The organism is Mesorhizobium sp. M0676, assembly GCF_040320535.1.
GTDB lineage: Bacteria > Pseudomonadota > Alphaproteobacteria > Rhizobiales > Rhizobiaceae > Mesorhizobium.
The window spans coordinates 180,569-207,257 of record NZ_JAMYPU010000001.1 but is presented as its reverse complement, the minus strand read 5'-3'; the positions used below and the strand labels follow the sequence as shown (position 1 = coordinate 207,257).

Genomic DNA, 26,689 nt, shown 5'->3' with positions numbered 1-26,689 from the left:
TGGGATCGCCGGCCGCGCTGCGCCCGATTCCCTTGGCTGTCGTCAAATCTGCATCATTGTCCACTCTGGTCCAGCCAGAAATAGGGTCAAATTGCTTCAGCGGGCGGTCGCCAAGTCGTCTTTGCTGAATATCAAGGCAATCTGGTCCTACCAGAATATCAGAATAAAAGCGCCACCTCTAAACTGGTCCAGCGGACGAAAATTTCAAAGCCAAGCAAGGATGCGCCAATTCCGTCTCTGGCGAAACCCTTGGCAAGGGCCATAATCGCCGCGAGGATGCTGGCGGGTGCCGCCAGCTTCGAGGGGTGCGCCCATCTGGTCGCGGAGAGGACGGAGTTCGGTCATGTCAGATATTTCCAGACGCACGCTGCTTGGCGGCTCAGCTTTGCTGCTGGCCTCCACCGCCCTGCCCACATTCAGCTGGGCGCAGACGCCGAAGAAAGGTGGCCGGCTGGTGCTCGCCGCCGATTCCGAGCCGCGCAATCTCAACCCGGCAATCGTCGCCTCCAACGGCGTTTTCTTCATCTCCAGCAAGATTGTCGAGACGCTGGCCGAAGCCTCGTTCGACGGCAAGGACGGGCTCGAGCCCCGCTTGGCGCTCTCCTGGGAAGGTGCTGCCGACGGGCTCTCGGTAACCTTCAAACTGCGCGATGGCGTCAAATGGCATGACGGCAAGCCGTTCACCTCGGCCGACGTCGCCTTCTCGGCGCTGCAGATATGGAAGCCGCTGCAGAATCTCGGCCGCACCGTGTTCAAGGATCTGGCCAGCGTCGACACCCCCGACGATCTCACCGCCGTGTTCAAATTCGCCAAACCGACCCCGTTCCAGCTGATACGCAATGCCTTGCCGGCGCTGAGCAGCGTGGTGCCGAAACATATCTACGAAGTCGGCAAGATCGAGGACAACCCGGCCAACAATGCCCCCATCGGCACCGGCCCGTTCAAGTTCGGCGAGTACAAGGCCGGCCAATATTACAAGCTGACAAGGAATGCGAACTATTGGGGCAAGGACGAGCCCTATCTCGACGAGATCATCTATCAGGTGCTGCCGGACCGCACGTCCGCCGCGGCCGCACTCGAGGCCGAAGAGATCCAGCTCGCCGCCTTCTCCGCCGTGCCACTGGCCGACCTCGACCGCATCTCGAAAGTGCCGGGCCTGAAGGTCATCTCCAAGGGCTATGAGGGGCTGACCTATCAACTCGTCGTCGAGATCAACCATCGCCGCAAGGAACTGGCCGACGTGAAGGTGCGCCAGGCGATCGCGCATGCCATCGACAAGGATTTCGTCGTCAAGACGGTGTTCCTCGGCTATGCCGCCACCGCTACCGGTCCGGTGCCGAAGAACGACCCGCAATTCTACACCGCCGACGTGCCGACCTATCCCTTCGACGTCGCCAAGGCCAACGCCCTGCTCGATGAGGCCGGCTACACCAAGGCCGATGATGGCAGGCGGTTTGCGCTCAAGCTTTTGCCGGCACCCTATTTCAACGAAACAAAACAGTTCGGCGACTATCTGCGCCAGGCGCTGGCGGCAATCGGCATCGACGCCGTGATCGTCAACAACGACTCGGCCGCGCACATCAAGGCCGTCTACACCGACCACGCCTTCGACCTCGCCGTCGGCCCGCCGGTGTTCCGCGGCGACCCGGCGATCTCGACCACCATCCTGGTGCAGAGCGGCATTCCCGACGGCGTGCCGTTCTCCAACCAGGGCGGCTACAAGAACGCCGCGCTCGACGCGCTGATCGCCAAGGCTTCGGAGACGCTGGATACGTCAGCGCGCACCGACCTCTACAAGGAATTCCAGAAACAGGTCGCGGCGGACCTGCCGCTGATCAACGTCGCCGAATGGAGCTTCATCAGCGTCGCGCGCGATACCGTGGGCAACATCGCCAACAACCCGCGATGGGCGGTGTCGAACTGGGCGGACACCTATCTGGAATCGTGACACATTTGCGCGGATGAAAGTTCGCAAAGAAATTGGTGTGAAGGCATGGCGTAGGGCCGCGTTTCGTCACACCGCACCTCTCCCGACTGGCGCAGCGCTATGCCTTTCCCATGACCCGCGCCCTCACCCTCATCCGCCGTCGCCTCGTCGGCAGCATCTTCGTGCTGCTGATCGTCATCATCGGCACATTCCTCCTCCTGGAAGCTGCCCCCGGTGACGCGGTCGACGCCTACATCGTCTCGACCGGCGGCGACGCCGGCATGATCGAATTGCTGCGTCATCGCTGGGGCCTCGACCAGTCCGAGCTGACACGGCTCGCGAACTATCTCTGGGCGCTGCTGCATTTCGACCTCGGCCAGTCCGTTACCTTCTCGCGGCCAATTCGCGATGTTATCCTGGAACGCCTGCCGACGACACTGCTCCTGATGGTGACCGCCACCGCGCTCTCCTTCGGTTTGGGCTCGGCGCTCGGCATCTACGCCGGCGCCAGACCCGGCAGCTTTCGCGACCGCTTCCTGTCGATCGGCTCGCTGGCGCTTTATGCCGTGCCGGGTTTCTGGCTTGGCCTGGTGCAGATCGTCGTCTTTGCCGTCGACCTGCGCTGGCTGCCGATCGGCGGCATCGAGAGCCTGGCCTCGGACAAGACCGGTTTTGACCGCGCCACCGACATCGCCGTCCACCTCGTCCTGCCGGTTTCCGCGCTCGGCTTCATCTATCTCGCGCTCTATCTGCGCATGATGCGCGCCGGCATGGCCGAGGCGTGGCGGCAGGATTTTGTGCTCGCCGCCCGCGCCAGGGGGCTGTCACGCCGCCGCATCGTGCTCGCCCATGTCGCCCGCAACGCGCTCTTGCCGCTGGTCACCATGCTCGGCCTGCAATCGGCGCAGATGCTGGGCGGCAGCGTCGTCATCGAAAGCGTCTTTGCCGTGCCCGGGCTCGGCCGGCTGGCGCAGGAAGCGGTCGCTTCGCGCGACACGCCGCTGCTGCTCGGCATCATCCTCACCAGCGCCGTCCTCGTCATTGCCGTCAACCTTGCCGTCGACATCGCCTACGCCTTCCTCGACCCGCGCGTCGGCACCGGCGAGGCCAGCACGTGAGCGCGCTGCCGCGGTTCCTGCGCCGGCCGGAAGCGGTCGCCGGCGCGATCATCCTGGCGCTTCTGTTCGCCATGGCGCTGTTTGCGTCGCTGCTCTTCCCCGGCGACCCGCAGGCCATTGCCGGACCAGCACTGCTGCCGCCGTTCCAGGACTGGTCGCTGCCGCTCGGCACCGACCGGCTCGGCCGTGACGTGCTGGCCGAACTGTTCCACGGCGCCCGCACCTCGCTGGCGGTCGGCCTGGCGGCGGCAGCGGCGGCACTCTTCATCGGCGCGGTCGTCGGCACGCTGGCCGGCTTTGCCGGCGGCCTTGTGGACGAGGGGCTGATGCGCATCACCGATGCCTTCCAGACCGTGCCGAGTTTTCTCCTGGCGCTGGCCTTCGTCAGCGTCGTCGGGCCGTCGCTCGGCGTCGTCGTCACGGCAATAGCGCTTGGCGCCTGGACCGGGCCGGCGCGTGTAGCGCGCGCCGAAGTGCTGTCGATCCGCGAGCGCGATTACGTCGCCGGCGCCCGCGTCATCGGCATGCATCCGCTTGAGATCGCTTTTCGCGAGGTGTTGCCCAACGCGTTGCCGCCGGTGCTGGCCTTGTCCTCGGTGATCGTGGCCGCCGCGATCCTCACCGAGGCAGCGCTGTCCTTCCTCGGTCTCGGCGACCCCAATCGCGTCACTTGGGGCGGCATGATTGCCGAGGGCCGCACTGTGCTGCGAACCGCGCCCTTTCTGTCGATCGTTCCGGGCATCGCCTTGGTGCTGACCGTGCTCGGTATCTATCTCGCCGGCGAAGGCGTGGTGGAGACGACGGCGGTGCGGAGGAGCCTGTCGTGACCGCACTGGCTGAGATACGCGATCTGTCAGTGCGCTATCGGCGAGATGGCAGCGAGGTGACGGCGCTGAAGGGGGTCAGCCTGGATGTTATTGCCGGCGAGCGGCTGGCGATCATTGGCGAAAGCGGTTCGGGCAAGAGCACGCTGGCGCTGGCGGTGGCTGGACTGCTGCCGGCGAGCGCCAAGATTGAAGGGCATGTCAAGTGGCAATTTCAGGCGCCGCGATCCTTCCCACCCCCCTCTGTCCTGCCGGACATCTCCCCCGCAAGGGGGGAGATCAGCAGCTTTGCCGACGGCTTCCCTTCTGCAACGTTCGTGGTTGGCGAAGGCGGAGATGAGAGAGCAATCTCCCCCCTTGCGGGGGAGATGTCCGGCAGGACAGAGGGGGGTGTGACGGAACGCCGACCTCTCAAATTAACCGAGCCCAGCACGCTCCCCCTTCCCGGCCGCGACATTGGTTTCGTCTTCCAGGACCCCTCCGCCAGCCTCGACCCCGTCATGACCGTCGGCAAACAGATCGCCGAAGTCGCCTGCACCCACCTCGGCCTCGACTGGCCGCAAGCCTACGCCAAAGCCAAAACCCTGCTCCAACGTGTCCGGCTGCCCGACCCACAAACCGCCATGCGTGCTTTCCCGCACCAGCTCTCCGGCGGCCAGAAGCAGCGCGTTGCTATTGCCGCGGCCCTTGCAGCCGGTCCGAAACTGCTGATCGCCGATGAGGCGACCAGCGCGCTGGACACCATTGTGCAAGCCGAAATCGTCAGCCTCATTCGGCAACTGGTGGCGGAGGACGGCATGACGCTGCTGTTCATCAGCCACGACATCGCGCTGGCCGCCGAACTCGCAGAGCGTATCGCTGTATTCCGGAACGCCGAACTGATCGAACTCGGCCCGACGGAGCAAATCATAAACGCCCCGCGCCATGCCTATACGCGAACGCTGCTCGACGCCCATCTCGGCCTCGACGCCGATCCGCTGCTACGACGGGCGCCGGCATGAACTTGCTCACCGTCTCCGGTCTTACCAAGCGATACCGTCGTGGCGGCAAGGCCATCGCGGCCGTCGACGGTGTCTCCTTCGCCATCGAACCCGGCGAGACGCTGGCGCTGGCCGGGCCCTCCGGCAGCGGCAAGTCGACGATCGCGCGGCTGGTGCTTAGGTTGATCGAGCCCGACGCCGGCACCGTCCAGTTCGAAGGCGATGACTTTCTGCTCTTGAAGGGTGCGGCCCTGCGCACCAAGCGCGCGCGCCTGCAAATGGTGTTCCAGGATCCGCTCGCCGCGTTCAACCCGCGCGCCACGGTGGCTCGCGTGCTTGACGATCCCTTGCGCATCCATGCCATCGCTTCCCGCGCCGAGAGGCCGGCCCGCATTGCTGCCTTGCTGGATCGCGTCGGGCTGGCAGCCGATCTCGCCCCGCGCGCCATTCACGAAATCTCCGGCGGCCAGCGCCAGCGGGTCGCCATCGCCCGAGCCATCGCGACCAAACCGTCGCTGATCGTGCTCGACGAGGCGGTGTCGGCGCTCGACGTTTCGGTCCGCGGACAGATCCTTGAGTTGCTGCTCGACCTGCAAGCCAGGGAACGGATCGCCTATCTCTTCATTTCGCATGATCTCGGCGTCGTACGGGCCATCGCCCACCGCGTCGTTCTTCTCGACGCCGGGCGGATCGCCGAGAGCGGCGACGCCCGCAACGTTATCGACGCGCCGCAGTCGGCAATCGGCAAGGCGCTGGTTGCGGCGGCGCCAAGATTGGACAGAAGCAGCAGGCAAGTACCATGACCGAACCAGAAGCCAGAGCCGAAAAACTCTCGCGCGAACTCGATTCCGCCTTCCGAAACCGCGCCGATCTCTACCGTCTGTTTCTCGACGAGCTGACCGGCGAACTCGGCGCGGAAAAGGCCGAGGCGATCATGATCCGCACCATCGAGCAGCGCGGCAAGGAGGTGGCGGCGGCCGCCTTCGCCCGTTTCGGACCTAACGACGCGCCGGCCATCGGCGAGGCATTTTTGGCCGTCAGCCCGGATGGCGGCCTGATGTATCCGACCGATGTCGAGCGCGGGCCGGACCACATCGCCTTCAAGGTGAAGCGTTGTCCGCTGAAGGACGCCTGGGTCGAGGCCGGTGTCGGTGATGAAAAACTCGCCACGCTCTGCCGCATCGCCGGCGCTTTCGACCGTGGTCTGTTCGAGGCAACGGGCGTGCGCTTCGACAATGTCACCTGGACGCCGGGCCACGGCCCCGGCTGCTGCCACATCGCGCTGACCAACCGGGATGCCGCCGAATAAGCAGTTGCTGATCAGCCGGCGGCAAACACATGCAGCTCCGTGCCCGCCTGTTCGGCAGCAGTGCGCAGGTCGGCCTTCGGTTCGCTGTCGGTGACGATATCGGCAATGTCATCGAGCCCGCAGATGCGTTCGAGACTGCTGCGGCCAAACTTGTCGTGGGTCACCACCAGCACCGTCGACAATGAACGCGATATCATCGCGCGTTTAACGGCTGCGGCGCCCGAGATCATGTCGCTCGGACCATCGGCGCTTATCCCCGATGCCCCGATAATGGCGACGTCGGCATTGTAGCGGCGCAGGAACTCGACGGTGTCTTCGCCCAACACGCTGCCTTCCCGGCTATCATAGGTCCCGGGGCAGAGCAGCACCCGAAAGGTCGGATTGGCGCCGGCCACAGAGGCCACTCCGGTGGAATTGGTGATGATGGTCAGGTCGCGCTTCAGCTGCGAAAGGTTGCGCGCCACCTCATAGGTGGTCGAACCGCCGTCGATCATCACGATCTGGCCCTTCTCGATAAGGCTTGCCGCGCCGCGGCCGATGCGGGCGCGCTCCTCGATCAGGGTCAGGCCACGCTCGGAAATCACCGGTTCTGATGTCACCAGCGAGATCGTCGCACCGCCATAGGTGCGGTTGATCAGTCCGGCATCGCCGAGTTCGATGAGATCGCGGCGGATGGTCTCGCCGGCGACGCCGATGCGCCGTGCGAGCTTGGAGATGCGTATCGACGCCGACCGGCGCACTTCCGAAAGGATAAGCGCGTGCCGCTCCTTCTTCGTCAGTCGGCCTTGGTCCATGACTATTCCATTCCCTTTTCAGCAATCAGCGCGTCGCCAAGCTCGGCAAATCCCTCCGCGCCGCGCCCGCTTGTGACGAAGGCGGGAGACGCAGGAAGCTCGCCGGCGAAGTCCAACACATTAGCGACGCCGACGCTGTTGGGGAAGAAGCCGAACATTGGTGCATCGTTTGGACTATCGCCGACGAAGACAATGCTGTCCTTGTCGTGGTCGATATCTATACCGAAACAGTCCCGCAAGAATAGCCGGCTTGTCGACAGTTTGTCGTATTTGCCGAACCAGCCATTGACGTGGATGGACGAGATTTTCGCCGTCGCGCCATAGCGCTGGAAGATGCCGACGATCTTCAGAACCTCGGTTTTGGGCAGCGGCGCCACGTCCTCGCAAAAATCGATCGCCAGATCGGCCTCGCGATAGGCCTGGTCGGCCGCGACCGCCGCACCCGGAACTTCGCTCAGAACGGTTTGCTCGATCTCCTTGAGGCGTGCGGCATCGGCCTGCCGTTCGGCAGCGCTCTTGGCGTAGTGGCGAACAATCCGCTTTTTGGCCTCGTCGTAGCGGAAATAGAAGGCGCCGTTCTCGCCGATCACGCCGTCCACCGGCCATTGCCGGGCGATCAGGTCGCACCAGCCGGCAGGGCGGCCGGTAACCGGCGCGACAATGAAGCCGGCCTGCTTCAGCCGCTCGAGCGCCGCATAGGCTTTTGCCGGCAACCGCCCCTTGTCGGTCAAGGTGTCGTCTATGTCGGTCAGCACGACAGCGATGTTGCGCCGGTCCGGCGCGGTGAAGTCGGTGAGCGGACGCAGCACCCGCTCAGGCTCCCGCCGCAACCGTTTCGAGCGAGGCAGCAGCGACGTCGAGCATGGTGAACCTGTCGCGGATCAGCCGCGCATTGGCGACCGCCTCGTCGTAGAAGCCAGCCGGTATGGCGACCTCCTGCGGCGTGGTTGGGGCGCCGGCGGCACGCAGTGCTGCCGCGATCTCGCGCGCCGGGCGCGCCACCCGCAGCAGCCTTTCGCGATGCGAGCGCCACTGCCTGGCCAGCATGGTGTTGACAGCGTCCGCCCGTTCGCGGTCCAGCAGCTTGGGCTTGAATGCCGCCCAGCAGGAACGTCCGAGCGTTTCGCCGAAGATTTCGATGAAGCGGTCTGGCGTATCGGCGGACGGCGCGAGCTGCAGCTCCCGCAGCGCCAGCACGCGTTCCTGCAGCCGCGCCATCGTCAACGTCGTCACCGCTATGTGCTCGCCGTGATGCGCCTCGGGCAATCCCTGGCCCCGCATGTCGATATAGTGGGCGATGAGATGTTCGCCCTGACTGGCCGGATAGGAGCCGCCGCACAAAGTCATGCCAAGGCCCGACATGACCAGCGTGCGCACCAGCACTTCCATCGCCTCAAGGTCGCCGGTCCCGAGTTCGCCGGCTTTGGCGATAAGCGCCTCCTCGTCCTCGGCCAGAAGCATGAACGGCGCCTCCCGGTAGGGCGTGCCGAGCAACAGATGCGCCATCAGCCAATCGGTCTGCGCGGTCGGCCGCGCCATCGAATCGCCGAAGCCGGCAGCGATCAGCCGGTGCGGCGCTCGCGCCATGACATCGAGATCGAGGAAGACACCGACCGGCAGGCTCGCCGTCAGCGATTTCTTCAGGCCGTCCTCTGTGATTGCCGCAGACACCGAGGTGTAGCCGTTCATCGACGGCGCGGTGCCGAACACCGCATAGGGCTTTTGGGTCAGATGGGCAGCATATTTGGTGATGTCGTTGATCGAGCCAGATCCGACCGCGACCAGGCCGCTGGCGTCTTTCGTGCGTGCGATCACCGATCGCACCGCGTCCATGTCCGGATGCGGATGGCGCGGCAGGATGATCTTGTCGACATCGCTGCTGCCACGCAGTGCGATCGACACCCTCTCACCCAGCGCCAGCCTTGTGTCGGGATCCATGACCACGGCGAGCTTGCGGCCGAGCGGCAGCGGCTTGACCAGCGCATCGGCCTCGTCGCCGAGACCGCGCCCTATGACGATGGTCTTCAGCGGCACCGACAGCATTCCCTGGCTGTCCGGGTCAGGCAGCGTGCCGGCAATAAGGCGATCGAGCATTTGTCTGGACATAGGATGCAGTCCGGTCAGTCAGCATGAAGCGGGGTCAGGGCATCGAACAAGGTGCGATACCGGCGGTAACTTCTGTCGTAGGCGGCCTTGGCGGAAGGATCAGGGTCGATCGTCTCGACGTGGCCGGCCAGCCTTTCAGCCGCCTGCTGCACTGAGGAGGTAAGGCCGACGGCCGCGGCGGCAAGGATTGCCGCACCGATCGGCGAGGCATCGGCCGCACCCGCGATCTCGACCGGCCTGCCGCTGACATCGGCCCGGATTTGCCCCCATACCTGGCTGCGCGCGCCACCGCCTGAGAGCCGGATGCGCCCGGTTGTTATGCCGAGCTCGTCCAGCCGGTCGACAACGTCGCGCATGGCGAAGGCGCAGCCTTCCAGCACTGCGCGAGCGCAGGCCGCTTTGCCGTGGAAGGATGTCAGGCCGTAGAAAGCGGCACGCGCTTCGGCGATCCAGCGCGGCGCCATGGCACCGGACAACGCGGGCAGGAACAGCAAATCGTCGCTGCCGGCAACCACCGTCGCCGCCAGTTCCGACATCGCCGCCGGCGAATCGACGCCGAAGGTTGTTAGAAACCACGTCACCGCGCCGCCCGAGAGCCATCCGGGATTGGAGATGAAATAGCCGTCGCCGAGAAAGCCATGGGTCTCGACCAGGCCGCCGGGGTCGAGGCGAAGCGTGCCGGACACCGCGCCGACCACTTCGGCCGTGCCGAGATTGCAGGCGACGACACCGGGCACGACGACCCCGGCGCCTATGGCGGCCGAAAAATCATCGCCGGTGCCGACCGCCAGCGGCGTGCCCACAGGAAGACCGGTGAGCTCGGCGCCGGCGTGGGTCAAGGCGCCGGCGATCTCAGATGCATCGTCGATGCCGGGCAATTTATCTGCATCGATGTCGAAGGCCGCCAGCAGATCGCCGGCATAATTGTGCTCCTTCAGCCCATAGAGCATGGTCGTCGAGGCCAGCGCGTGATCGATGACGGCACGACCGCACAACGCTGCGACCACGAACGATACCGGTTGATGCCAGAGCGCCACTCGGCGCGCTTCGGGCAGGTTGCGCGCGGCCCAGCGGATTTTCGCCGCCATATGGGTGGCGTCCAGAACGAGACCGGTGCGCTCACGGATGAAGTCCGGGTCGATGCCGGCGATCTCTCCTGCCGCCCGCCGGTCCATCCAGATGATGCACGGAGCCAGCGCCTCACCATTGCGATCGACCGCGACGCAGCCGTCGACCTGGCCGGCAATGGCAATACCCTTGATGTCGGACGGCGCAAGCCCAGCCTTGTCGAGCGCGCCGGCAATGGCCGGCTTGAGCGCCGCCAGCCACAGCGCCGGGTTCTGTTCGGCCCAGCCGCGCGCCGGGAAGGCCGGCTGGTACAACACAGCGGCCTCGCCACGCAGCCGCAATTCGTCATCGACAACGATCGCCTTCAGGCTTTGTGTGCCGAGATCGATGCCGATGACTGGCATTAGACACGCTCGCAATCCGCGAGGACATCCCGCAGTTGCGAGAGGATAGAACCTTTCGTCGGCGAATAGGAGCCATCGAAAACCGCTGTGCCAATGGTAAAAGCGTTGGCGCCGGCCAGCTTGATTGCCTTGATCCGATCGGCTGATGCCACAGCGCCGGCGACGATCAGATGCCGCGACGGACCAAGCCCGCGCCGGGCTGCGCGCACCAGTTCGGCCGGGTCGGCCTCGGTGGCGCGAAAGGCGAGGATGTCGCATCCCGCACAACCCTTCTCGGCGAAGGCCCGGCAGTCGGCCTCGACATCCTCGGCCGAACCGCCGAGCTTGGTCGGATGGCCGACCGGCCGCCCGGGAAAAGGGTAGTATTCGGTGCCGCTCCCCTCCAGCAACGCCATGATCTCGTCGACCTGGGTACCACCGAGCAGGCGCTGGATGCCGAGATCCCTGGCGATGCGCGCGGAATTAAGGCAGGCCTCAGCCGTCGTCGAGACAACTTCCATGTAAGTGGTGGCGCCTGTCCGGCCAATGGCGACAGCGAGCTTGCGCAGCACATCCGGCGCGACGCCAATATCCTTGAAGCCGACATGCTTCAGGCCGACCGGCTCAATCAAATCGACCAGGTCGAGACAGTCCTCGACCGTGCGATCGTTGCGCGTCAGCATGAAGATGAAGTCCATCCGAAAGGTCCCTCGCCTGGTCGGGAAAGCCGGTTTGCTGCCGGTCTGTTAACACCTCCCAACCATTTGTTGCAAGGTGCCACATTTTGATTTGCAGTACCACACATTTTATGACAAAACGGGCGCCGGCCCGCCAGGCACGACTTCTAGGGAGAGGGAAGAATGCTCAAGCCGCTGAGACGTACCGCGTCCAGACTGCTCGTCGCAGTCGTATTTGTGTGGCCCCTGACGTGGCAAGTGACACAAGCGGCCGCGTGGGATCTGAAAGAGGCGTCGAAACCCTATAGCGGCCAGACCATCCGCATGGTCGGCGAGGCGCTGCCGCCGCTCGAAGCGCTGAAGAAGATGGCGCCGGAGTTTGAAAAACAGACCGGCATCCATGTCGAAGTCGAGATGTACGAGCACTCGGAAGCCGTCAACAAGGTGCAGCTCGATCTCAACTCGCACCGCGGCCGCTACGACGTCATCATCCAGCCGCATCGCGAACTCGGCAAGTTCGCCACCAACAACCATCTGGTCGAAATCGCCAAGATGATGGCCGACCCGGCTTTGCGCGATCCGAGCTTCGAGCCGGAGAAGCAGCTCTACCAGACCGCCTGGCACGAAATCTCCTGGTATGACGGCAAGGAGTACGGCTTCCCCTTCACAGTGCTCAACATGTTCATGTGGTATCGCTCGGACCTGCTCGCCGATCCCAAGGAGCAGGCAGGCTTCAAGGCCAAGTATGGCTACGACCTCGCTCCCGCCAAGGACTGGAAGCAATACCGCGATATCGCCGAATGGTTCTATCGCCCCGACCAGGGTTTTTACGGCACCGCCCTGCAGGGCAAGCGCCATGAGGCACTGTGGTATGAGTGGCTCAATTTCCTTTATTCCTTCGGCGGCGACGTGCTCGAAGTGAAGAGCGGCTCGGCCTGCGGCCCGGTCATCGTCAACAGCCCCAAGGCCGTCGCCTCGCTCGAATATTACAAGAGCCTGCTGCAATTCTCGCCGCCGGACAGCCTCAACTATTTCTGGGATGATGTCATGGCGCTGATGCAGCAAGCCAAGGTCGCCGAGCTGATCATGTGGAACGACGCAACCTATGCCGTGTCGGTCGACACCACGGCCTCCACCGTGGTCGGCAAGGTTGGCTTCGATCTCGTGCCGCAAGGCGACGGCGGGAAGATCGGCCAGGTCGAGGGCTGGACCTATCTGATCCCGGTCTATTCGAAGAACCAGCAGGCCGCCTTCCTCTTCGTCCAGTGGATGATGGGCTATGACCGCCAGCTCGAACAGCATCTCAATGGCGGCGCTTCAGGTCGGCCGGATGTCTATGCCTCCGCCGAGGTGCAGAAGCTGCCCTATGCCAAGGCTTCGATGGAGGCCAACGAGCATGCGGTGCCGAAGGCGACGCTGCCGCAATCGGCCGAGATGACCGACATACTAGTGCGCGAACTGTCATCCTACCTCGCCGGCGAAAAGGAGGCGCAGGCCGCCCTTGACACCGCCGCCACTGACATCTCGACACTGCTCGGTTCTTGCGCACCCATGACCTATCCGGCACGATAGGCCTTGAGATGTCGCGCAGAGGCTACCCGCACAAGCGGGTAGCCGTTCTTGTCCGCAGGAAACGCCCGTGACGAACCGCACTCCATCGCCGCGCGGAATGCCGCTTCTCGACCGTGGGGTGGGGCCGCTCTTGATGCTGCCGGCGACCCTGCTCGTCGTCGTCTTCCTGGTCGGCCCGTTCTACTACATGGTCTACACCGCGCTGACCGACCTCAGCTTCGCCGACGCCAGCCATGCCGGCGCCTTCGTCGGTTTCGACAATTTCCGCAAGCTGATGCGCAACGACCCATTCTTCTGGGCATCGTTCCTGTTGACGCTGAAATTCGTCGTCATCGCCGTCGGCCTTGAGTTCCTGCTCGGCTTTGCGCTGGCCTTCCTGATCTTCCGCTTCGTCGCCAGCCAGCGGCTTCTCACCACACTGCTGCTCATCCCGATGATGATCGCGCCGGTCGCCGTCGGGCTGATCTGGCGGCTGCTGTTGCAGGGCGATTTCGGCATGCTCACCTTCTACATGCGCAAGGTCGGCCTGCTGGCGCAGAATTCGGCGGTGCTTTCGGCACCCGACCTGGTGTTTCCGACCATCGTCGCCATCGATGTCTGGCAGTGGACGCCTTTCGTCACCCTGATCATGCTCGCCGGGATGATGAGCCTGCCGCGCGCGCCGTTCGAGGCGGCGATGATGGATGGCGCCAAACCGTTTCAGATCTTTTGCGATGTCATGCTGCCGCTGCTGCGGCCCGTCATCGCGCTGGTGCTATTGCTGCGCGGCATCGATGCCTTCAAGGAGTTCGACAAGGTTTTCCTGATGACCGGCGGCGGTCCGGGAACGCTGACCGAACTGGTGTCGATCTACGCCTACCGCGTCAACTTCCGCAACTGGGATCTCGGCTACGGCGCCGCGGTCGCCTTCATGATCTATCTCGTCGTGCTGATCCTGTGCTCCGTCTTTTACAAGGCCGTCTATTGGTCGAGCCGCAAGCAGGCGGCGTCGTTTTGAGGGCGCTGCGATGATCGATCAATCCACCAACCGCGCCTGGAGCAGCTTTGCCTGGGCCGTGCTGCTGGTCGCTGTCGTGGTGGCCTTGACGCCCTACGTCTGGATGGTGCTGGCCTCGTTCAAGAACCGCGTCGACCTGTTGTCCTCGGTGCCGAAATGGGTTTTTACGCCGACGTTCTCCAACTATCCGGCGGTCTTCATCGACAAGGAATACTGGCCGCTGGCGATCAATTCGGTGCTGATCTCGGTCTCGTCGACGGTGCTCTGCATCGTCATCGGCGCGCCGGCCGCCTACGGCTTTGCCCGCTCGGATTTTCCAGGCAAGGAAGACCTGTTCTTCTTCTTCCTGACCACGCGCATGGCGCCGCCGATCTCGATCGCCGTGCCGCTGTTCCTGTTCTTCACCTCGCTGGGCCTGATCGACACCATCTACGCCGTGGTGATCGCCCACACCTCCTTCAACCTGTCGCTGGTCGTCTGGATGATGCGCGGCTTCTTCGCCGAAATCCCCAGGGAGATCGACGAAGCCGCGATGATGGACGGCCGCTCGCGGCTCGGCGCCTTCTTCTTCGTCGTCGCGCCGCGGGCCGCGCCCGGCTGCGGCGCGACGGCCGTGCTCTGCTTCATCCTGTCATGGAACGAGTTCCTCTACGCCTTCATCCTCGTCGCTTTCGACGGGCGGCCGCTGACCGTCGGCATACCGGGGCTGGTGACGCCGCATGGCACGCTATGGGGCCAAGTCGCGGCGGTCGCCATCGTGGCGACGCTGCCGATCGTGCTTTTCACTTTCCTTGTCCAGAAACAGCTCGTCCGCGGCCTCACCTTCGGCGCGGTCAAGGGTTGAAGGGATCTCGCATGGCAATTGTTTTCGACGGCGTCACCAAGGCTTTCCCCGATGGGACGGTGGCGCTGCAGGCGCTCGACCTTGCTTTCGAGCCCGGTGAATTCCTCGTGCTGCTCGGGCCCTCCGGCTCGGGCAAGACGACAGCCTGCCGGCTGCTCGCCGGGCTGGAGCGGCCGACCGCCGGGCGCATCATGGTCGAGGGTCGCGATGTCACCGACCTGCCGCCGCGCCTGCGCGGCATGGGCATGGTGTTCCAGAACTATGCGCTCTACAGCCATAAGAGCGTCTACGAGAACATCGCCTATCCCTTGCGCATCCGAAAAATGCCGGCCGCCGCGCTCGACCGCTGCGTCCGCGCCATGGCCGAGCTGCTTGAGATCACCCGTTACCTAGACCGCCGCCCTTCGCAATTGTCGGGCGGCCAGGCGCAGCGCGTGGCTGTGGCCCGCGCCCTGGTCTGGCAACCTAGCCTCTGTCTGATGGATGAGCCGCTGTCCAATCTCGACGCCTTGTTGCGGCTCCACATGCGCACCGAGCTGAAGCGTCTGCATCGTGAGCTGAAAAAGACCTTCGTCTTCGTCACCCACGACCAGGAAGAGGCGATGACGCTGGCGACCAGGGTCGCGGTGTTGCGCGAAGGCGCACTGATCCAGTACGACGACCCGCGCGAGATTTATCGGCGGCCTGCCAATCGCTTCATCGCCGAATTCATCGGCCGTCCAGCGATGAACACGTTCGATGGCGATGTCCGCGCCGGCGTCTTCCACGCCAGCGGTTTCACTTGCCCGCTGCCGGGAAAGCCTGACGGCCCGATCGTGCTCGGCATTCGCCCGGAACAGATCCAGCTGGTCGACGCCTCCGCAAGCGATGCCATCCAGTTTGCCGTCGACGTCGTCGAACCGGTCGAGCCGGACGTCCTGATCTTCGCCAAGAGCGAGGCCAACGCGCTGATCGTCAGGACTGTGAATGACGATCGCGCTTTCGATCCCGGCCAGCCGCTTTATCTACACTTTCCGCCGGCGGCGCTGCACACGTTCGATGCGGTTTCGGGAGCGCGGCTGCCGTGAGCTCGCTACTCGCTTTGGTGCCGCTCGCCGCCGCGGCACTTGTCTGGCGGCTGTTCTACAGCTTCAACCGGTCGCGGCGCTGGTTCTCGATGGGGGAACTCATCTTCTGGGACGCCATTGCACTGGTAATCCTGCAGCTTGTCTGGCTGATCTGGTTCTGAATGCGCATTCCAGTAACGCAGATCAGTAGCCCAGCGCACAACCGTCCTTGCGCGGATCGGAGGCACCGGTGAGCGTGCCCTTTTCCCAATCGATCAGCACCAGCTGGCCGCCGCCATGCGGCTCCTCGGCGATCGAAACCTGATGGCCGCGCTGACGCAGGCCGGCGATCGCCTCAGCCGGAATCCCGCGCTCGGCCAGCACGGCATTGTCCTTGTAGAACACCCGTGGCGCATCCAGTGCCTGCTGCGGGTCCATCCCGAAATCGATCATGTTGGTCAACAGATGGACATGGCCGAACGGCTGGTAGCCGCCGCCCATCACCCCGAACGGCATCACCACCTTACCCCCTCGCGTCGCCATGCCAGGCATGATGGTGTGCATCGGTCGCTTTCGCGGCGCGATACGATTTGGATGGCCTTCCGTGAGGCGAAAACTGCTGCCGCGATTCTGCAGCACGACGCCTGTCTTGGGACCGACGACGCCGCTGCCGAAGGAACCGAAGGTCGAGTTGATGAAGCTGACTGCATTGCGGTCGCGGTCGACCACGGAGATATAGACGGTGTCGCTGCGCGGCAGCTCAAGCCGCGGCAGATGCGTCATGGCGAGAGCCGGATCGATGGCGGCGCGCAGCCGCTCCGCATAAGCTGCCGACAGCAGTTGTTCGACGGGGACCTGGACGAAATCCTGGTCGCCGATGAAAGTATCGCGGTCCTGGTAGGCAAGCCGGCCGGCTTCGATCTCGAGATGCAGCCGCTGGGCACTGTTCGGCTCCAACGAACCAAGGCTGAAGCCCGAAAGCACATTCAGCATGATCAGCGCCGTCATGCCCTGATTGTTCGGTGGCATCTGATGGATATCGTAGCCGCGATAGGACGTATTCACCGACGTGACGTAGTCGCCTTGGGTCTCGGCGAAATCCTCCAATGCATGCAGCCCGCCCAGCGCGCGAAGACGTTCCACCAGATCGTCCGCGACTTCACCTTCATAAAACCCTGCACGGCCTCGGTTGGCGATGATGCGCAAGGTGTCCGCCAAGTGCGGCTGCCGATGCACATCGCCGGCTTGCGGCGCCCTTCCCTCGGGCAGGAATATGCGCGCGGCATGTTCATCGGCTGAGAGCAGGGCGACCTCGTCGGCCCAGTCGAAGGCGACGCGATCATGAACGACATAGCCTTGTTCGGCATAGCGAATGGCTGGCGCCAGCGCGGCGTCGATGCCCTTTTTTCCGTGGTCCTTGAGTAGCCGGCACCATGCATCGATGGCGCCTGGTATGGTGACGGCATGCGGTCCGGCCGCAGGCAGTTCGCTATGGCCCCGCTCCAGATACCAATCGGCATTTGCAGCAGCAGGCGACCGCCCCGAGCCGTTGAAGGCCAGCACCTCGCCCTCGCCTTTGGGACTGTAGAGCACAAAACAGTCGCCGCCGATGCCGGTCGATTGCGGCTCGACCACCCCTTGCACTGCCGCCGCACAGACGGCGGCATCCATGGCGTTGCCGCCAGAGCGCAGCGTGTCGATAGCCGCCAGCGTCGCCAACGGATGCGATGTCGCCGCCATCGCTTCTGTCGCGCGAACCGGCGAGCGTCCGGTGAGTTGAAAATCACGCATGCAATCCTCTGATGATCCACCCGCCGGTAGTAACCTCAATGCTTGATGCGGTCGCGCATGGCGTACCACAACATCCCCAGCACATAGAGCAAGCCCCGCAGCGCCGTACCGCCCGGGAACGGCATCGGCGTCAGCGTCGAGAACAGGTCCAGCCGCGAGGCGTCGCCCATAATCGCTTCGGCCAAGAGCTTGCCCGACAGCGTTGACAGGATGACGCCCTTGCCGGAATAGCCATGCGCGAAATAGACCTCGCCATAGTGCCCGACATGCGGCAGCCGCGACGTGGTCACCGACACCAGACCGCCCCAGGCATGATCGATGCGGCAGCCCTTCAGTTGCGGGAAGGTGGCCTCCATGTGCGGCCGCACGAAACCGGCGATGTCGGCCGGCGGCGATGGCGTGTAGCGCTCGCCGCCGCCGAATAGCAGCCGACCGTCCGCCGACATGCGGTAGTAGTTGACGACGAAGCGTGTATCAGACACCGCCACATTGGCCGGGATCACATTGCGCTTGCCCTCCAGCGGCTCGGTGGCGACGATATAGTTGCCTACCGGCATGATGCGGCTGTTGACGCGCGGCTCCAGCCCATGCAGCAGCGCGTCGCCGGCCAGCACGACATGTTTGGCCCTTACCGACCCCTGCGCCGTCGAGACCCGGATCGAAGGCTCGCGCTCCAGCTTCACCGCGACGGAATTTTCGTGGATGACGACACCGGCCGCCACGGCGGCATGGGCAAGGCCAAGCGTGTAGTTCAGCGGATGCATATGGCCGCCGAGCGGCTCATACATCGCGCCATGATAGGGCGTGTCCACCTTGCCGCGTGCCTGCGCCGCCGACAGGATCTCGACGTCGCGGAACTTCATCACGCTCTCGAGGCATTTGGCCTCGTCTTCGAGATCCCTGAGGTCGGAGCCATTAACGGCACCGACGAGATGGCCGGTCAGCCGCAGATCGCAGTCGATGGTGTGGCGCTCGATGATGTCGAGCACCAGGCCCCGCGCCTCGAAGGCGAGGTGGAACAGCGCCTTCGCCCGCTCGGGGCCGTAGAGCTTGACCAGCCCCTTGGCGCCTTTGCGCAGGCCGGGGATCATCTGGCCGCCATTGCGGCCCGACGCGCCCCAGCCGACCTTGCCGCCTTCGAGCAGCACCACCTTCAGGCCGCGCTCGGCGGCATGAAGGGCGGCCGACAGGCCGGTGCAGCCGCCACCGACCACCACCAGATCGGCGCCGACATCTCCCACCAGCGCCGGATGGTCCGGCGCCGGATTGGCGGTGGCGACATAATAGGAATTGCCGATATCGAGGCTCGAATTGAAACCCGTTGAGCCGGAGGCCATGATCACACCTTCAGCAGCAAATGGTCGCGTTCCCAGCTCGTCACCACGCTCTGGAACAGGTCGAGTTCGACGCTCTTGACGCGCAGATAGGTCTGGAAAAAATCCTCGCCGAGCAATACCCGCACCGGCTCGCAAGCAGTGAAACGATCAAGCGCCTCCTCCATCGTTTTCGGCAGCGTGCTTTTGATCCTGTAGGCATTGCCCGAGGCCTCAGCCGAGCGCGCCAGCTTCTGCTCGACGCCGAGATAGCCGGCAAGCAGCGAACCGGCGATCGCCAGATAGGGATTGCAATCCGCACCCGGCAAGCGGTTCTCTACCCGCCGGGCGGCGCGGCCACCGGCCGGCACGCGCAGGCCGCAGGAGCGGTTGTCGTGCGACCATTCGATGTTGGCCGGCGCGCTGTGGTTTGGACGGATACGGCGGAACGAGTTCACGTTGGGTGCGAATAGCGGCATGATCTCGGGCACATATTTCTGCAGGCCGCCGATGAAATGGCCGAACATTTCGGTGTCTGCATCATCTCTGTCGGCAAACAGCGCGGCGCCTGTCGTTTCATCGACGACAGACATGTGCAGATGCATCGAGCTGCCGGCCTGCGCGGCGATCGGCTTGGCCATGAAGGTGGCGTGCATGCCGCTCTGCTGCGCTGCCTGGCGCGTCAGCCGCTTGAACAGCAGCACCTGGTCGGCGAGTGGCACCGCGTCGCCGTGCAGCAGATTGATCTCCAGCTGCCCGGTGCCCGATTCATGGATCAGCGTGTCGAGCGGCAGGCCGGCGGCTGCGGCATAATCATAGACGCGCCTTATCACCGGCTCGAATTCTTCCAGCGCCACCATGTCATAGGGATGCTGCGAGCCCTCGGCGCGGCCATTGGCGCCAACCGGTGCCGTCAGCGGCTGGTCGGGATTCGGATTGGGCGCGGTCAGATAGAATTCGACTTCCGGCGCCACCACCGCGCGCCAACCGCGCTTCCGGTAGAGATCGAGCACGGCGCGCAGCACATGTCGTGGCGAGGCCATCCAGGGCTTGCCTTCCATGTGGAAGGCGTCGGCGAAGACATAGGCTTTGCCAGCGCCACCGCCCGGCGCCAGGCACAGCGTCGACATATCAGGCACCATGCGCATATCCGGGTCTTGATAGGCAAAGCCTTCGTCGATCGAACCGGAGTAGCGGCCATCGATGCTGACCAGGAAAGCGCTGCTCGGCAGATAGAGCGCGCGGTCTTCCAGCGCCTTGAGGAATTTCACCGTCGGCAGCGCCTTGCCGCGCAGCACGCCATTCATGTCGGGCACCAGGCACTCGACCTCCGTGATGCCGTGCTGGGCGAGCCAGGCCTTGGGATCGTTGCCGGTGAAGAGAGCGGTGTTGGTATTTTTGTCCTGCATTTTGGTTCACGTACCTATGAGAGAGAGTATGGCTTGCGCGGCCACATCCGTTCCAGGGGTCAGCGCCATCTTGGCAGCATTGTCCCTGAGGCGGGCGCGCATCGCATCGTCGGCCAGCAGGCCGAGAATGGCTCTCTCCAATCCCCCTTCGGTCCAGGCGTCGCGGCCGATATGGTCGCCGACACCTGTCTCTCCCGCGCGTTGCGCATTGTCGTGACCGTCCCAGCAATAGGGCATGATCAGCGACGGCACGCCGAAGCGCAGCGCCTCGCAAAAGCTGTTGTTGCCGCCATGGTGGATGAACAGGTCCGACTTCGCCACCACCGAAGGCTGCGGAAACCAGGCGTCGAGATAGACATTGTCCGGCACCGCGCGATAGGCGTCGCGCAGGCCGCCGGCATTGACGATGAAGCGCGCCGGCAGCCTGTCGAAGACGGCGAGCATGCGCTCGATCAGCCCGACATCCATCGCGCCGAGGCTGCCGAAGCTGACATAGACCAGCGGGCCGCCATTGCGCGGAAACACCGGCACCTCGAATGGCCCTTCCGAACGCACGCAGCCTTCGAGATAGACAAAGCGTTTGGGGTCGAGCGGCTCGGCCCGCTCACGCCGTACGATCGCTGGCGTCAGCAGCAGATTGAGGTCGGGTGATGTCTCGAGGAACAGGCCCTTGGGCAACGGCGCCAGGCCGGCATCCGCACGAAAACGGTTGAAGCGCTCATGCGCGGGTGCGGAGGCCGCGAGATAGCGCGCTTCGAACGCCGCACGTTGCGGGTCGTCGGCACCCATCCCCGAGAGATAGGGCGGCACCTCGGCATCCGGCAGTTCCGTCTCGGCACAGGAGACGACGCGCACCCACGGGCAGCCGGCGCCGGCGATCGCCGGGAACATGATGACGTTGTCGAGCACCACCGCGTCCGGCTTCAGCCGCGCCAGCAATTGGCGCAGCGGCGCCTCGGCGTTGACGGCGGTGTCGACGATCGCTTGCCAGGTCGGCGCGACATAGGTCTCGAGCTGGTCGATCGGGCTCAGCCGGAAATGCGGCAGGTGCCGGCGCACGAAGGCCTGCCAATAGCTCTGGCGGTCGCTGTCGCTCAGCGGCTCATCTGTCGGCAGATGGTATTCCTGGAAGCCATAGTCGGTAAAGACGCCGGAGAAGCCGGCATGGCAGATGAAGACGGGGCGAGCGCCCCGTGCGCGCAATGCCTGTGCGATACCGACGCAATTCAACGCGGCGCCGAAACTGGCTTCGGGAAACAGCGCGATGGTCGGGCTGGCTTTACGCGTCAATTATTCCTCTTCAATCCGGCCGGCTGATCATGCCGAACAGTGCGGGAGCTCCGCGGCTGGCTGCTTGCGGTCGCTGGCTGCGGGAGAGCCGCAGGTGGATGCGAAGCAGATCGGCAGCCACCTCATACTGCCGGCTTTCAAGATAGTCGAGTATGCCCGAGTGTTCGCGCAACGATTGCCGCAGCCGAAACACGTTGACGCCGGAATAGATGCCCGGCAGCCGGCGCAGGCGGAGATGATCGGCCAATGCATCCGACACAAAACGGTTGGCGCAGCCCTCGGCGATCATGCCATGAAAATCCATGTCCAGCCGCTGGAACTCGCGCGTGTCGAATGTCTCGTCCGGCAGCGCTGCAAGCGCTTCCATGCCTTGCCGCAACATTGCTGCCCGCGCCCCGTCCAGCCGAAAGCCTGGCGTCAGGATGGCCGCCGGCTCCAGCACCAGGCGGAACTCGTAGCTTTCGCCTTGCGCCTCCGGATCGTCCGGCGCGCGGCGAAACAACCAGGATTGCCCAGGCGCACGATCCAGAAGATTCTCGTCGGTCAGTTTGTTAAGTGCTTTTAGTACCGTCTTGCGATCAGCGTCGTAGCGTCGCATCAGCCCCGCGATGGTCACCGTCTGGTCCAACCGTCGCGCCGAGCGGTCGCGCAGGATGGCTTCGGCGAGCTCGTCTTCCTCCGCACTGGGTAGTTCGGCGGCAATGGCGGGCTGGGCGGCGAGGTCGACCGTCAGATGATAACCGCTGTCGGCCTCCCAGCGCACCACGCCCCGTTCCGCGAGCAGGCCGAGTGCGGCGCGTACGGGCGTGCGCGAGACATTGCACAGCGAGGCGATCTGCTGTTCGGGCAGGCGGGCGCCAGGCTCGAAGCCACGCTGCCGCGCCACATCCAGGATGCGCTGCGCCAGATCGAGATGGTTGGTGCGAGGTCGCCTGGCTACGGCTTGCATGACTTTTCTCGAATGCGAATGTGGCGCATTGGTCTGGCTGATCGCCGGAACAGGGACAATCGGCCAAATTCCTCCGTCGGTTGACAGATTATGGATTGACGTACTTTTTTCTGCAATAGTACTGTCGGCACAATCGGCGAGAAAAGACCGAGGGAACAGGATCGAGGCAGGCGCGCGCGTCGCCGGCCTTGGTCCGGCAAATGATTTCGACGATCAAACCGAATGGGAGACTGCCATGACCGCTACCAGCCTGCGGCGCCGTGCGCTCAATACATCCTCAATCGCTCTCGGTCTCGCCCTGACGCTCTCGGTGCCGGCTGCCGCAGCCGACCTCGTTATTTCGAACTGGGATGGGTACATGGCACCCGACGCCATGGCCGCTTTCAAGACCGCCACCGGCGTTGCCGGCGAAGTGGTGGTGCACGCCACCAATGAAGAGATCATGGGCAAGCTGATTGCCGCCGGCGGCAAGGGCTATGACGTGGTCTTCGTCTCCTCGCCCTTCGCCGAAGTATTAAACAAGCTTGGCCTGACCGAGCCGATCGACCATGCCAAGATCCCCAACCTCGCCAACCTCTATCCCGAAGCGACCAAGCTGCCGCACGATGTCGGCAACGCTTTCTCCGTGCCTTACACCTGGGGCACGACGGGCCTCTGCTACCGCTCTGACCTTGTCAAGACGGCGCCCACGAGCTGGAGCGACCTGCTCGCCCCTTCCGACGAGATGAAAGGCAAGACCACCATGCTGGCGACCGATCGCTGGCTGCTGGCCGCCGGGCAGCTCGACAAGGGCTATTCGGTCAATGAGACCGACCCGGCCAAGATGGCCGAGGTCAAGGACCTCTTGATCTCCGCCAAGAAGACCCTGCTCGCCTATGACGACACCACCTTCTATTCCAAGCTGGTTTCCGGCGAGGCGCTGATGGTGCAGGCCTGGGACGGCTGGTGCAATTACGGCATCGCCGACAAGCCGGAGATCAAATACGTCGTCCCTAAAGAAGGTTCGGACCTGTGGGTCGACACGATGGTGGTGATGAAGGCGTCCGAGCACAAGGACGACGCCTTCAAGTTCATCAACTTCATGCTCGACGCCAAGAACCACGCCTGGGCGGCGCAGAACATCGACTACAAGGTGCCGAACAAGCCGGCGATGGAAAGCCTGCCGGCCGACTTCCTGGCCAAATTCCCCAACATGGCGATGCCGGTGGCCGATCTCGTCAAGTTCGAGCAGTTGCGTGACGTCGGCGAAGCCCAGCGCGACTATTCCAAGATCGTCAGCGAGATCAAGGCCGCGCAGTAAGCGGCGCAGACTTCACGGCCGGCAGCACTTCTGCCGCCGGCCCTGAGCGGTACCCGAGAAATTGTCCCAGACCCGACTTCGTTCCTCTCTGCTGATGGCCCCGGCGCTGGTCTGGCTGACCGCGCTGATGGTTATCCCATGCGCGCTGGTGCTGGCGCTCGCCTTCTTCCGGCGCGGCATCTATGGCGGCATCGACTACACCTTCACGCTGGGGAATTTCTGGCTGGTCTTCGACCCACTCTATGCCAGCATCTTCCTCAACTCAGCACGTATCGCCGGTACCGCGACGCTCATCGCAGTCGTGATCGGCTATGCCGCGGCCTATGCAATTGCCGCCGCACCACGCCGGTGGCAGCCGGTGTTCCTGTTTTTCGCCGTGCTGCCGTTCTGGTCCAACTACCTGATCCGCACCTATGCCTGGATCGTGCTGCTGAACCGCGAAGGGCTGATCACCCAGCTCTTGCGCTGGTTCGGCTACACCGGCGAACCGCCCTCGATGCTCTATACCGAAGGCTCGGTCATCGCAGGCCTCGTCTACAACTATCTGCCCTTCGTCATCCTCGCCTGCTACGCGCCGCTGTCGCGCCTCAACCCGGAACTGGCCGAAGCATCGCGCGATCTCGGCGCTTCGGCCGCCACCACCTTCCGACGTGTCATCCTGCCGCTGACCGTGCCCGGCATCGCTGCGGGCGCCGTCTTCGTCTTCGTGCTGTCGATTGGCAATTTCGTCACCCCGGCGCTGCTTGGCGGCGGCCGCTTCCAGATGATCGGCAACCTCGTCTACGACCAGTTCCTGACCGCCAATGACTGGCCGTTTGGCGCGGCATTGGCGATGGCGCTGATCGCCATCATGCTTCTGGTGCTGATGGCGCAGGCGCTCGCCGCCGACCGCGCCGCGGGGCGTGCGGCTGAGGCAAAGGGTGACGCCGATGGCTGAGCGCTGCGCAATCCTTGCCTTCTCCCCGTTCACCGGGAGAAGGTGCCCCGAAGGGGCGGATGAGGGGCGGCGTCAACCTTTGCGACGCTCAGCGCTGCCCCTCATCTGCCTGCCGGTATCTTCTACCCGTGAACAGGGAGAAGGACTCTGGTCGTTCGCTTGCCTTCCAATTGTCGGAGGCCGGCGATGACCCATTCATTCACCCGTACGCTCGGCATGCGGACGATCCTCACCCTCGTCTTCGCCTTCCTCTACATCCCGATCGCCGTGCTGGTGGCGCTGTCCTTCAACGAAGGCGGATTGCCGACGGCATGGTCGGGCTTTTCGCTGAAATGGTATGCCTCGCTGGCCGGCAATTCCGCCATCCTTTCCGCTGCGCTCAACACGCTGATCGTGGCGTTGGTCTCCACGGCCATCGCCACGCTGCTCGGCACGCTGCTGGCCATCGGCATCGAGATGCGCCGGCAATACGGCAAAGGTCTCGAGGCGCTGATCTTCGCACCGATGATCATCCCCGACATCGTCCTGGCGATCGCTCTGCTGTCGTTCTTCTCCATGCTAAACCTGACCATGGGCCTGCACACCATCATCCTCGCCCATGTCGTCTTCAACCTCGCCTTCGTCTGCTCGGTGGTGCGCGCAAGGCTGAAGAGCTTCGACTGGTCGATCGTCGAGGCCTCCGCCGACCTCGGCGCCTCGGCTCTGACCACCTTCCGGCGTGTGACATTGCCGGTCATCGCGCCGGCAGTGATTGCCGGCGCTCTGCTTGCCTTCACGCTCTCGGTCGACGAGTTCATCATCGCCTTCTTCACCGCCGGTGCCGGCCGCGCCTCGACGACGCTGCCGATGCAGATCTACGCCATGATCCGCTTCGGCATCACGCCGGAGATCAACGCGCTGGCGACCATCGTCATGGCGGTCTCCATTACCGCGCTGACCCTGTCGCAGCGGCTCAACCGTGGGATCATCGGCCAATGAGCCAACCGCGCACGCTGCTGGCTATTGATAAAGTGTCGAAGAAGTTCGGCCGGGTCACCGCGGTCGACGGCATCTCGCTCGACATCCGCGAAAACGAGTTCTTCGCGCTGCTTGGACCCTCCGGTTGCGGCAAGACCACGCTGCTGCGCATGCTGGCCGGCTTCGAGACGCCAACCGACGGCCGCATACTGCTCGATGGCAAGGACATCGCCTGGACCCCGCCCAACAAGCGGCCGGTCAATCTGATGTTCCAGTCCTACGCGCTGTTCCCGCATATGAGCGTGCGCGCCAATGTCTCCTACGGGCTGGAGATGGAGCGCTTGCCGAAAGCTGAAATCCGTTCCCGCGTCGACGCCATTCTGGCCACCACCGAGCTTGTCCCCTTCGCCGACCGTAAGCCTGAGCAATTGTCGGGTGGCCAGAAGCAGCGCGTCGCGCTCGCCCGCGCGCTGGTCAAACGGCCTCGGTTGCTGCTGCTCGACGAACCGCTCGGCGCGCTCGACAAGAAACTGCGCGGCGCCATGCAGCTGGAGCTGAAGCGCCTGCAGCACGAAGTCGGCATCACCTTCGTCATCGTCACCCACGACCAGGAAGAGTCACTCGTCATGGCCGACCGCATGGCGGTGCTCAAGGACGGCCAGTTGCTGCAATGCGACGCGCCGCATGCGATCTACGAGCATCCCGCCGACCGTTTCGTCGCCGACTTCATCGGCGTGATGAATTTCGTACCGGGCAAGGTGTCTGCGGATGGCGTGATCGCCGCGAACGGCGCGCGCATTGCCGGCAAGGTTCCCGCCGCGCTTTCACCCGGCGCTTCCGCCGTGGCCTCGGTGCGACCCGAACGCATCCGGCTGTTCCCGTCACCCGAGACCGCCAACCGCACCGCCGGCATGGTCGAGGCGCTGGCCTATCACGGGCTGGACCTGCAACTGCATATCCGCACGCCTCTGTCGCCAAAACCATTTCTGGTGCGCGTCACCGCCGATGCCGCCGACCGCCGGCCGGTCTCGTCGGGCGATCAGGTCGAACTCGGCTGGGACGCCGCCGATGTCAGAATTTTTCAGGAATAGGAGAAGC

General features: G+C 64.2%; 25 protein-coding genes. 15 read left to right on the top strand and 10 right to left on the bottom strand.

Annotated features, from left to right (window positions below; translation table 11 throughout):
• Positions 1-343 precede the first annotated feature (343 nt).
• The 6 genes from NKI35_RS00980 to NKI35_RS00955 all read left to right on the top strand — a co-directional run bounded on the left by NKI35_RS00980 (position 344) and on the right by NKI35_RS00955 (position 6,158).
• The gene (locus tag NKI35_RS00980) at positions 344-1,948 is read left to right on the top strand and encodes an ABC transporter substrate-binding protein (protein WP_352738101.1); all 1,605 of its coding nucleotides are present in this window, start codon (positions 344-346) and stop codon (positions 1,946-1,948) included.
• A gap of 110 nt (positions 1,949-2,058) precedes the next feature.
• Positions 2,059-3,045 (top strand): ABC transporter permease, encoded by a 987-nt coding sequence (locus NKI35_RS00975; protein WP_352738099.1) that lies wholly within the window; start codon positions 2,059-2,061, stop codon positions 3,043-3,045.
• A complete protein-coding gene (locus NKI35_RS00970; RefSeq protein WP_023728582.1) occupies positions 3,042-3,872 on the top strand; it encodes an ABC transporter permease in 831 nt (276 codons plus the stop codon). Before NKI35_RS00975 ends, NKI35_RS00970 begins: the two co-directional genes overlap by 4 nt.
• The gene (locus tag NKI35_RS00965; RefSeq protein WP_352738097.1) at positions 3,869-4,870 is read left to right on the top strand and encodes an ABC transporter ATP-binding protein; all 1,002 of its coding nucleotides are present in this window, start codon (positions 3,869-3,871) and stop codon (positions 4,868-4,870) included. Before NKI35_RS00970 ends, NKI35_RS00965 begins: the two co-directional genes overlap by 4 nt.
• On the top strand, positions 4,867-5,652 hold the full coding sequence (locus tag NKI35_RS00960; protein ID WP_023728584.1) for an ATP-binding cassette domain-containing protein: 786 nt from the start codon (positions 4,867-4,869) through the stop codon (positions 5,650-5,652). The genes NKI35_RS00965 and NKI35_RS00960 overlap by 4 nt, the downstream gene beginning before the upstream one ends.
• Positions 5,649-6,158: an L-2-amino-thiazoline-4-carboxylic acid hydrolase gene (locus tag NKI35_RS00955; RefSeq protein WP_352738095.1), complete on the top strand. Its 510-nt coding sequence runs from the start codon at positions 5,649-5,651 to the stop codon at positions 6,156-6,158. The genes NKI35_RS00960 and NKI35_RS00955 overlap by 4 nt, the downstream gene beginning before the upstream one ends.
• 11 nt (positions 6,159-6,169) lie before the next feature.
• Here NKI35_RS00955 and NKI35_RS00950 read toward each other — a convergent pair whose 3' ends face one another.
• From NKI35_RS00950 to NKI35_RS00930, 5 genes are read right to left on the bottom strand one after another with little or no spacing between them, the layout of a single operon-like run.
• Entirely contained in the window at positions 6,170-6,952 is a 783-nt protein-coding gene (locus NKI35_RS00950) for a DeoR/GlpR family DNA-binding transcription regulator (protein WP_352738093.1), read from the bottom strand.
• Between the two features lie 2 nt (positions 6,953-6,954).
• Positions 6,955-7,758 carry an HAD-IIB family hydrolase gene (locus NKI35_RS00945; RefSeq protein ID WP_352738281.1) on the bottom strand — a complete coding sequence of 268 codons (804 nt, stop codon included), beginning with the start codon at positions 7,756-7,758 and terminating at the stop codon, positions 6,955-6,957.
• A 7-nt stretch (positions 7,759-7,765) separates the two neighbouring features.
• Entirely contained in the window at positions 7,766-9,058 is a 1,293-nt protein-coding gene (locus tag NKI35_RS00940; RefSeq protein WP_352738091.1) for an iron-containing alcohol dehydrogenase, read from the bottom strand.
• A 14-nt stretch (positions 9,059-9,072) separates the two neighbouring features.
• Positions 9,073-10,530, bottom strand: coding sequence for a xylulokinase (locus tag NKI35_RS00935; protein WP_352738089.1), 1,458 nt, complete (start codon positions 10,528-10,530; stop codon positions 9,073-9,075).
• Positions 10,530-11,207, bottom strand: a complete 678-nt coding sequence (locus NKI35_RS00930; protein WP_352738087.1) for a beta/alpha barrel domain-containing protein — start codon at positions 11,205-11,207, stop codon at positions 10,530-10,532. The genes NKI35_RS00935 and NKI35_RS00930 overlap by 1 nt, the downstream gene beginning before the upstream one ends.
• Positions 11,208-11,444: 237 nt before the next feature.
• On the opposite strand from NKI35_RS00930, the gene NKI35_RS00925 reads away from it, so the two are divergent.
• The 5 genes from NKI35_RS00925 (at position 11,445) to NKI35_RS00905 (ending at position 15,827) form a co-directional block, all read left to right on the top strand.
• On the top strand, positions 11,445-12,758 hold the full coding sequence (locus tag NKI35_RS00925; RefSeq protein WP_198025808.1) for an ABC transporter substrate-binding protein: 1,314 nt from the start codon (positions 11,445-11,447) through the stop codon (positions 12,756-12,758).
• Between the two features lie 67 nt (positions 12,759-12,825).
• Positions 12,826-13,755: a carbohydrate ABC transporter permease gene (locus tag NKI35_RS00920; RefSeq protein WP_352666178.1), complete on the top strand. Its 930-nt coding sequence runs from the start codon at positions 12,826-12,828 to the stop codon at positions 13,753-13,755.
• Between the two features lie 10 nt (positions 13,756-13,765).
• Positions 13,766-14,599, top strand: a complete 834-nt coding sequence (locus NKI35_RS00915; RefSeq protein ID WP_352738085.1) for a carbohydrate ABC transporter permease — start codon at positions 13,766-13,768, stop codon at positions 14,597-14,599.
• 11 nt (positions 14,600-14,610) lie between these two features.
• On the top strand, positions 14,611-15,666 hold the full coding sequence (locus NKI35_RS00910) for an ABC transporter ATP-binding protein (protein ID WP_023819655.1): 1,056 nt from the start codon (positions 14,611-14,613) through the stop codon (positions 15,664-15,666).
• Positions 15,663-15,827, top strand: a complete 165-nt coding sequence (locus NKI35_RS00905; RefSeq protein WP_023726413.1) for a hypothetical protein — start codon at positions 15,663-15,665, stop codon at positions 15,825-15,827. The genes NKI35_RS00910 and NKI35_RS00905 overlap by 4 nt, the downstream gene beginning before the upstream one ends.
• 22 nt (positions 15,828-15,849) lie before the next feature.
• Here the strand turns inward: NKI35_RS00905 and ggt are convergent, their stop codons facing one another.
• Genes ggt through NKI35_RS00880 form a run of 5 tightly spaced genes read right to left on the bottom strand, consistent with a single transcriptional unit; the run spans position 15,850 to position 22,397 of the window.
• Entirely contained in the window at positions 15,850-17,436 is a 1,587-nt protein-coding gene (gene ggt / locus NKI35_RS00900; protein ID WP_023819654.1) for a gamma-glutamyltransferase, read from the bottom strand.
• Positions 17,437-17,471: 35 nt separating this feature from the next.
• Complete coding sequence (locus NKI35_RS00895; protein WP_031193832.1) at positions 17,472-18,773, bottom strand: NAD(P)/FAD-dependent oxidoreductase; 1,302 nt, start codon at positions 18,771-18,773, stop codon at positions 17,472-17,474.
• 2 nt (positions 18,774-18,775) lie between these two features.
• The gene (locus tag NKI35_RS00890; protein ID WP_023819652.1) at positions 18,776-20,158 is read right to left on the bottom strand and encodes a glutamine synthetase family protein; all 1,383 of its coding nucleotides are present in this window, start codon (positions 20,156-20,158) and stop codon (positions 18,776-18,778) included.
• Between the two features lie 6 nt (positions 20,159-20,164).
• Positions 20,165-21,448, bottom strand: a complete 1,284-nt coding sequence (locus NKI35_RS00885; protein ID WP_023819651.1) for a nucleotide disphospho-sugar-binding domain-containing protein — start codon at positions 21,446-21,448, stop codon at positions 20,165-20,167.
• Positions 21,449-21,458: 10 nt separating this feature from the next.
• Positions 21,459-22,397 (bottom strand): GntR family transcriptional regulator, encoded by a 939-nt coding sequence (locus tag NKI35_RS00880; RefSeq protein ID WP_023685712.1) that lies wholly within the window; start codon positions 22,395-22,397, stop codon positions 21,459-21,461.
• A gap of 235 nt (positions 22,398-22,632) precedes the next feature.
• On the opposite strand from NKI35_RS00880, the gene NKI35_RS00875 reads away from it, so the two are divergent.
• The 4 genes from NKI35_RS00875 to NKI35_RS00860 all read left to right on the top strand — a co-directional run bounded on the left by NKI35_RS00875 (position 22,633) and on the right by NKI35_RS00860 (position 26,682).
• Positions 22,633-23,697 (top strand): polyamine ABC transporter substrate-binding protein, encoded by a 1,065-nt coding sequence (locus tag NKI35_RS00875; RefSeq protein ID WP_023701454.1) that lies wholly within the window; start codon positions 22,633-22,635, stop codon positions 23,695-23,697.
• A gap of 94 nt (positions 23,698-23,791) precedes the next feature.
• Positions 23,792-24,634: an ABC transporter permease gene (locus tag NKI35_RS00870; RefSeq protein WP_023819650.1), complete on the top strand. Its 843-nt coding sequence runs from the start codon at positions 23,792-23,794 to the stop codon at positions 24,632-24,634.
• A 186-nt stretch (positions 24,635-24,820) separates the two neighbouring features.
• Entirely contained in the window at positions 24,821-25,612 is a 792-nt protein-coding gene (locus tag NKI35_RS00865; protein WP_023819649.1) for an ABC transporter permease, read from the top strand.
• Entirely contained in the window at positions 25,609-26,682 is a 1,074-nt protein-coding gene (locus tag NKI35_RS00860; protein WP_023819648.1) for an ABC transporter ATP-binding protein, read from the top strand. Before NKI35_RS00865 ends, NKI35_RS00860 begins: the two co-directional genes overlap by 4 nt.
• The last annotated feature ends 7 nt before the right edge of the window (positions 26,683-26,689 follow it).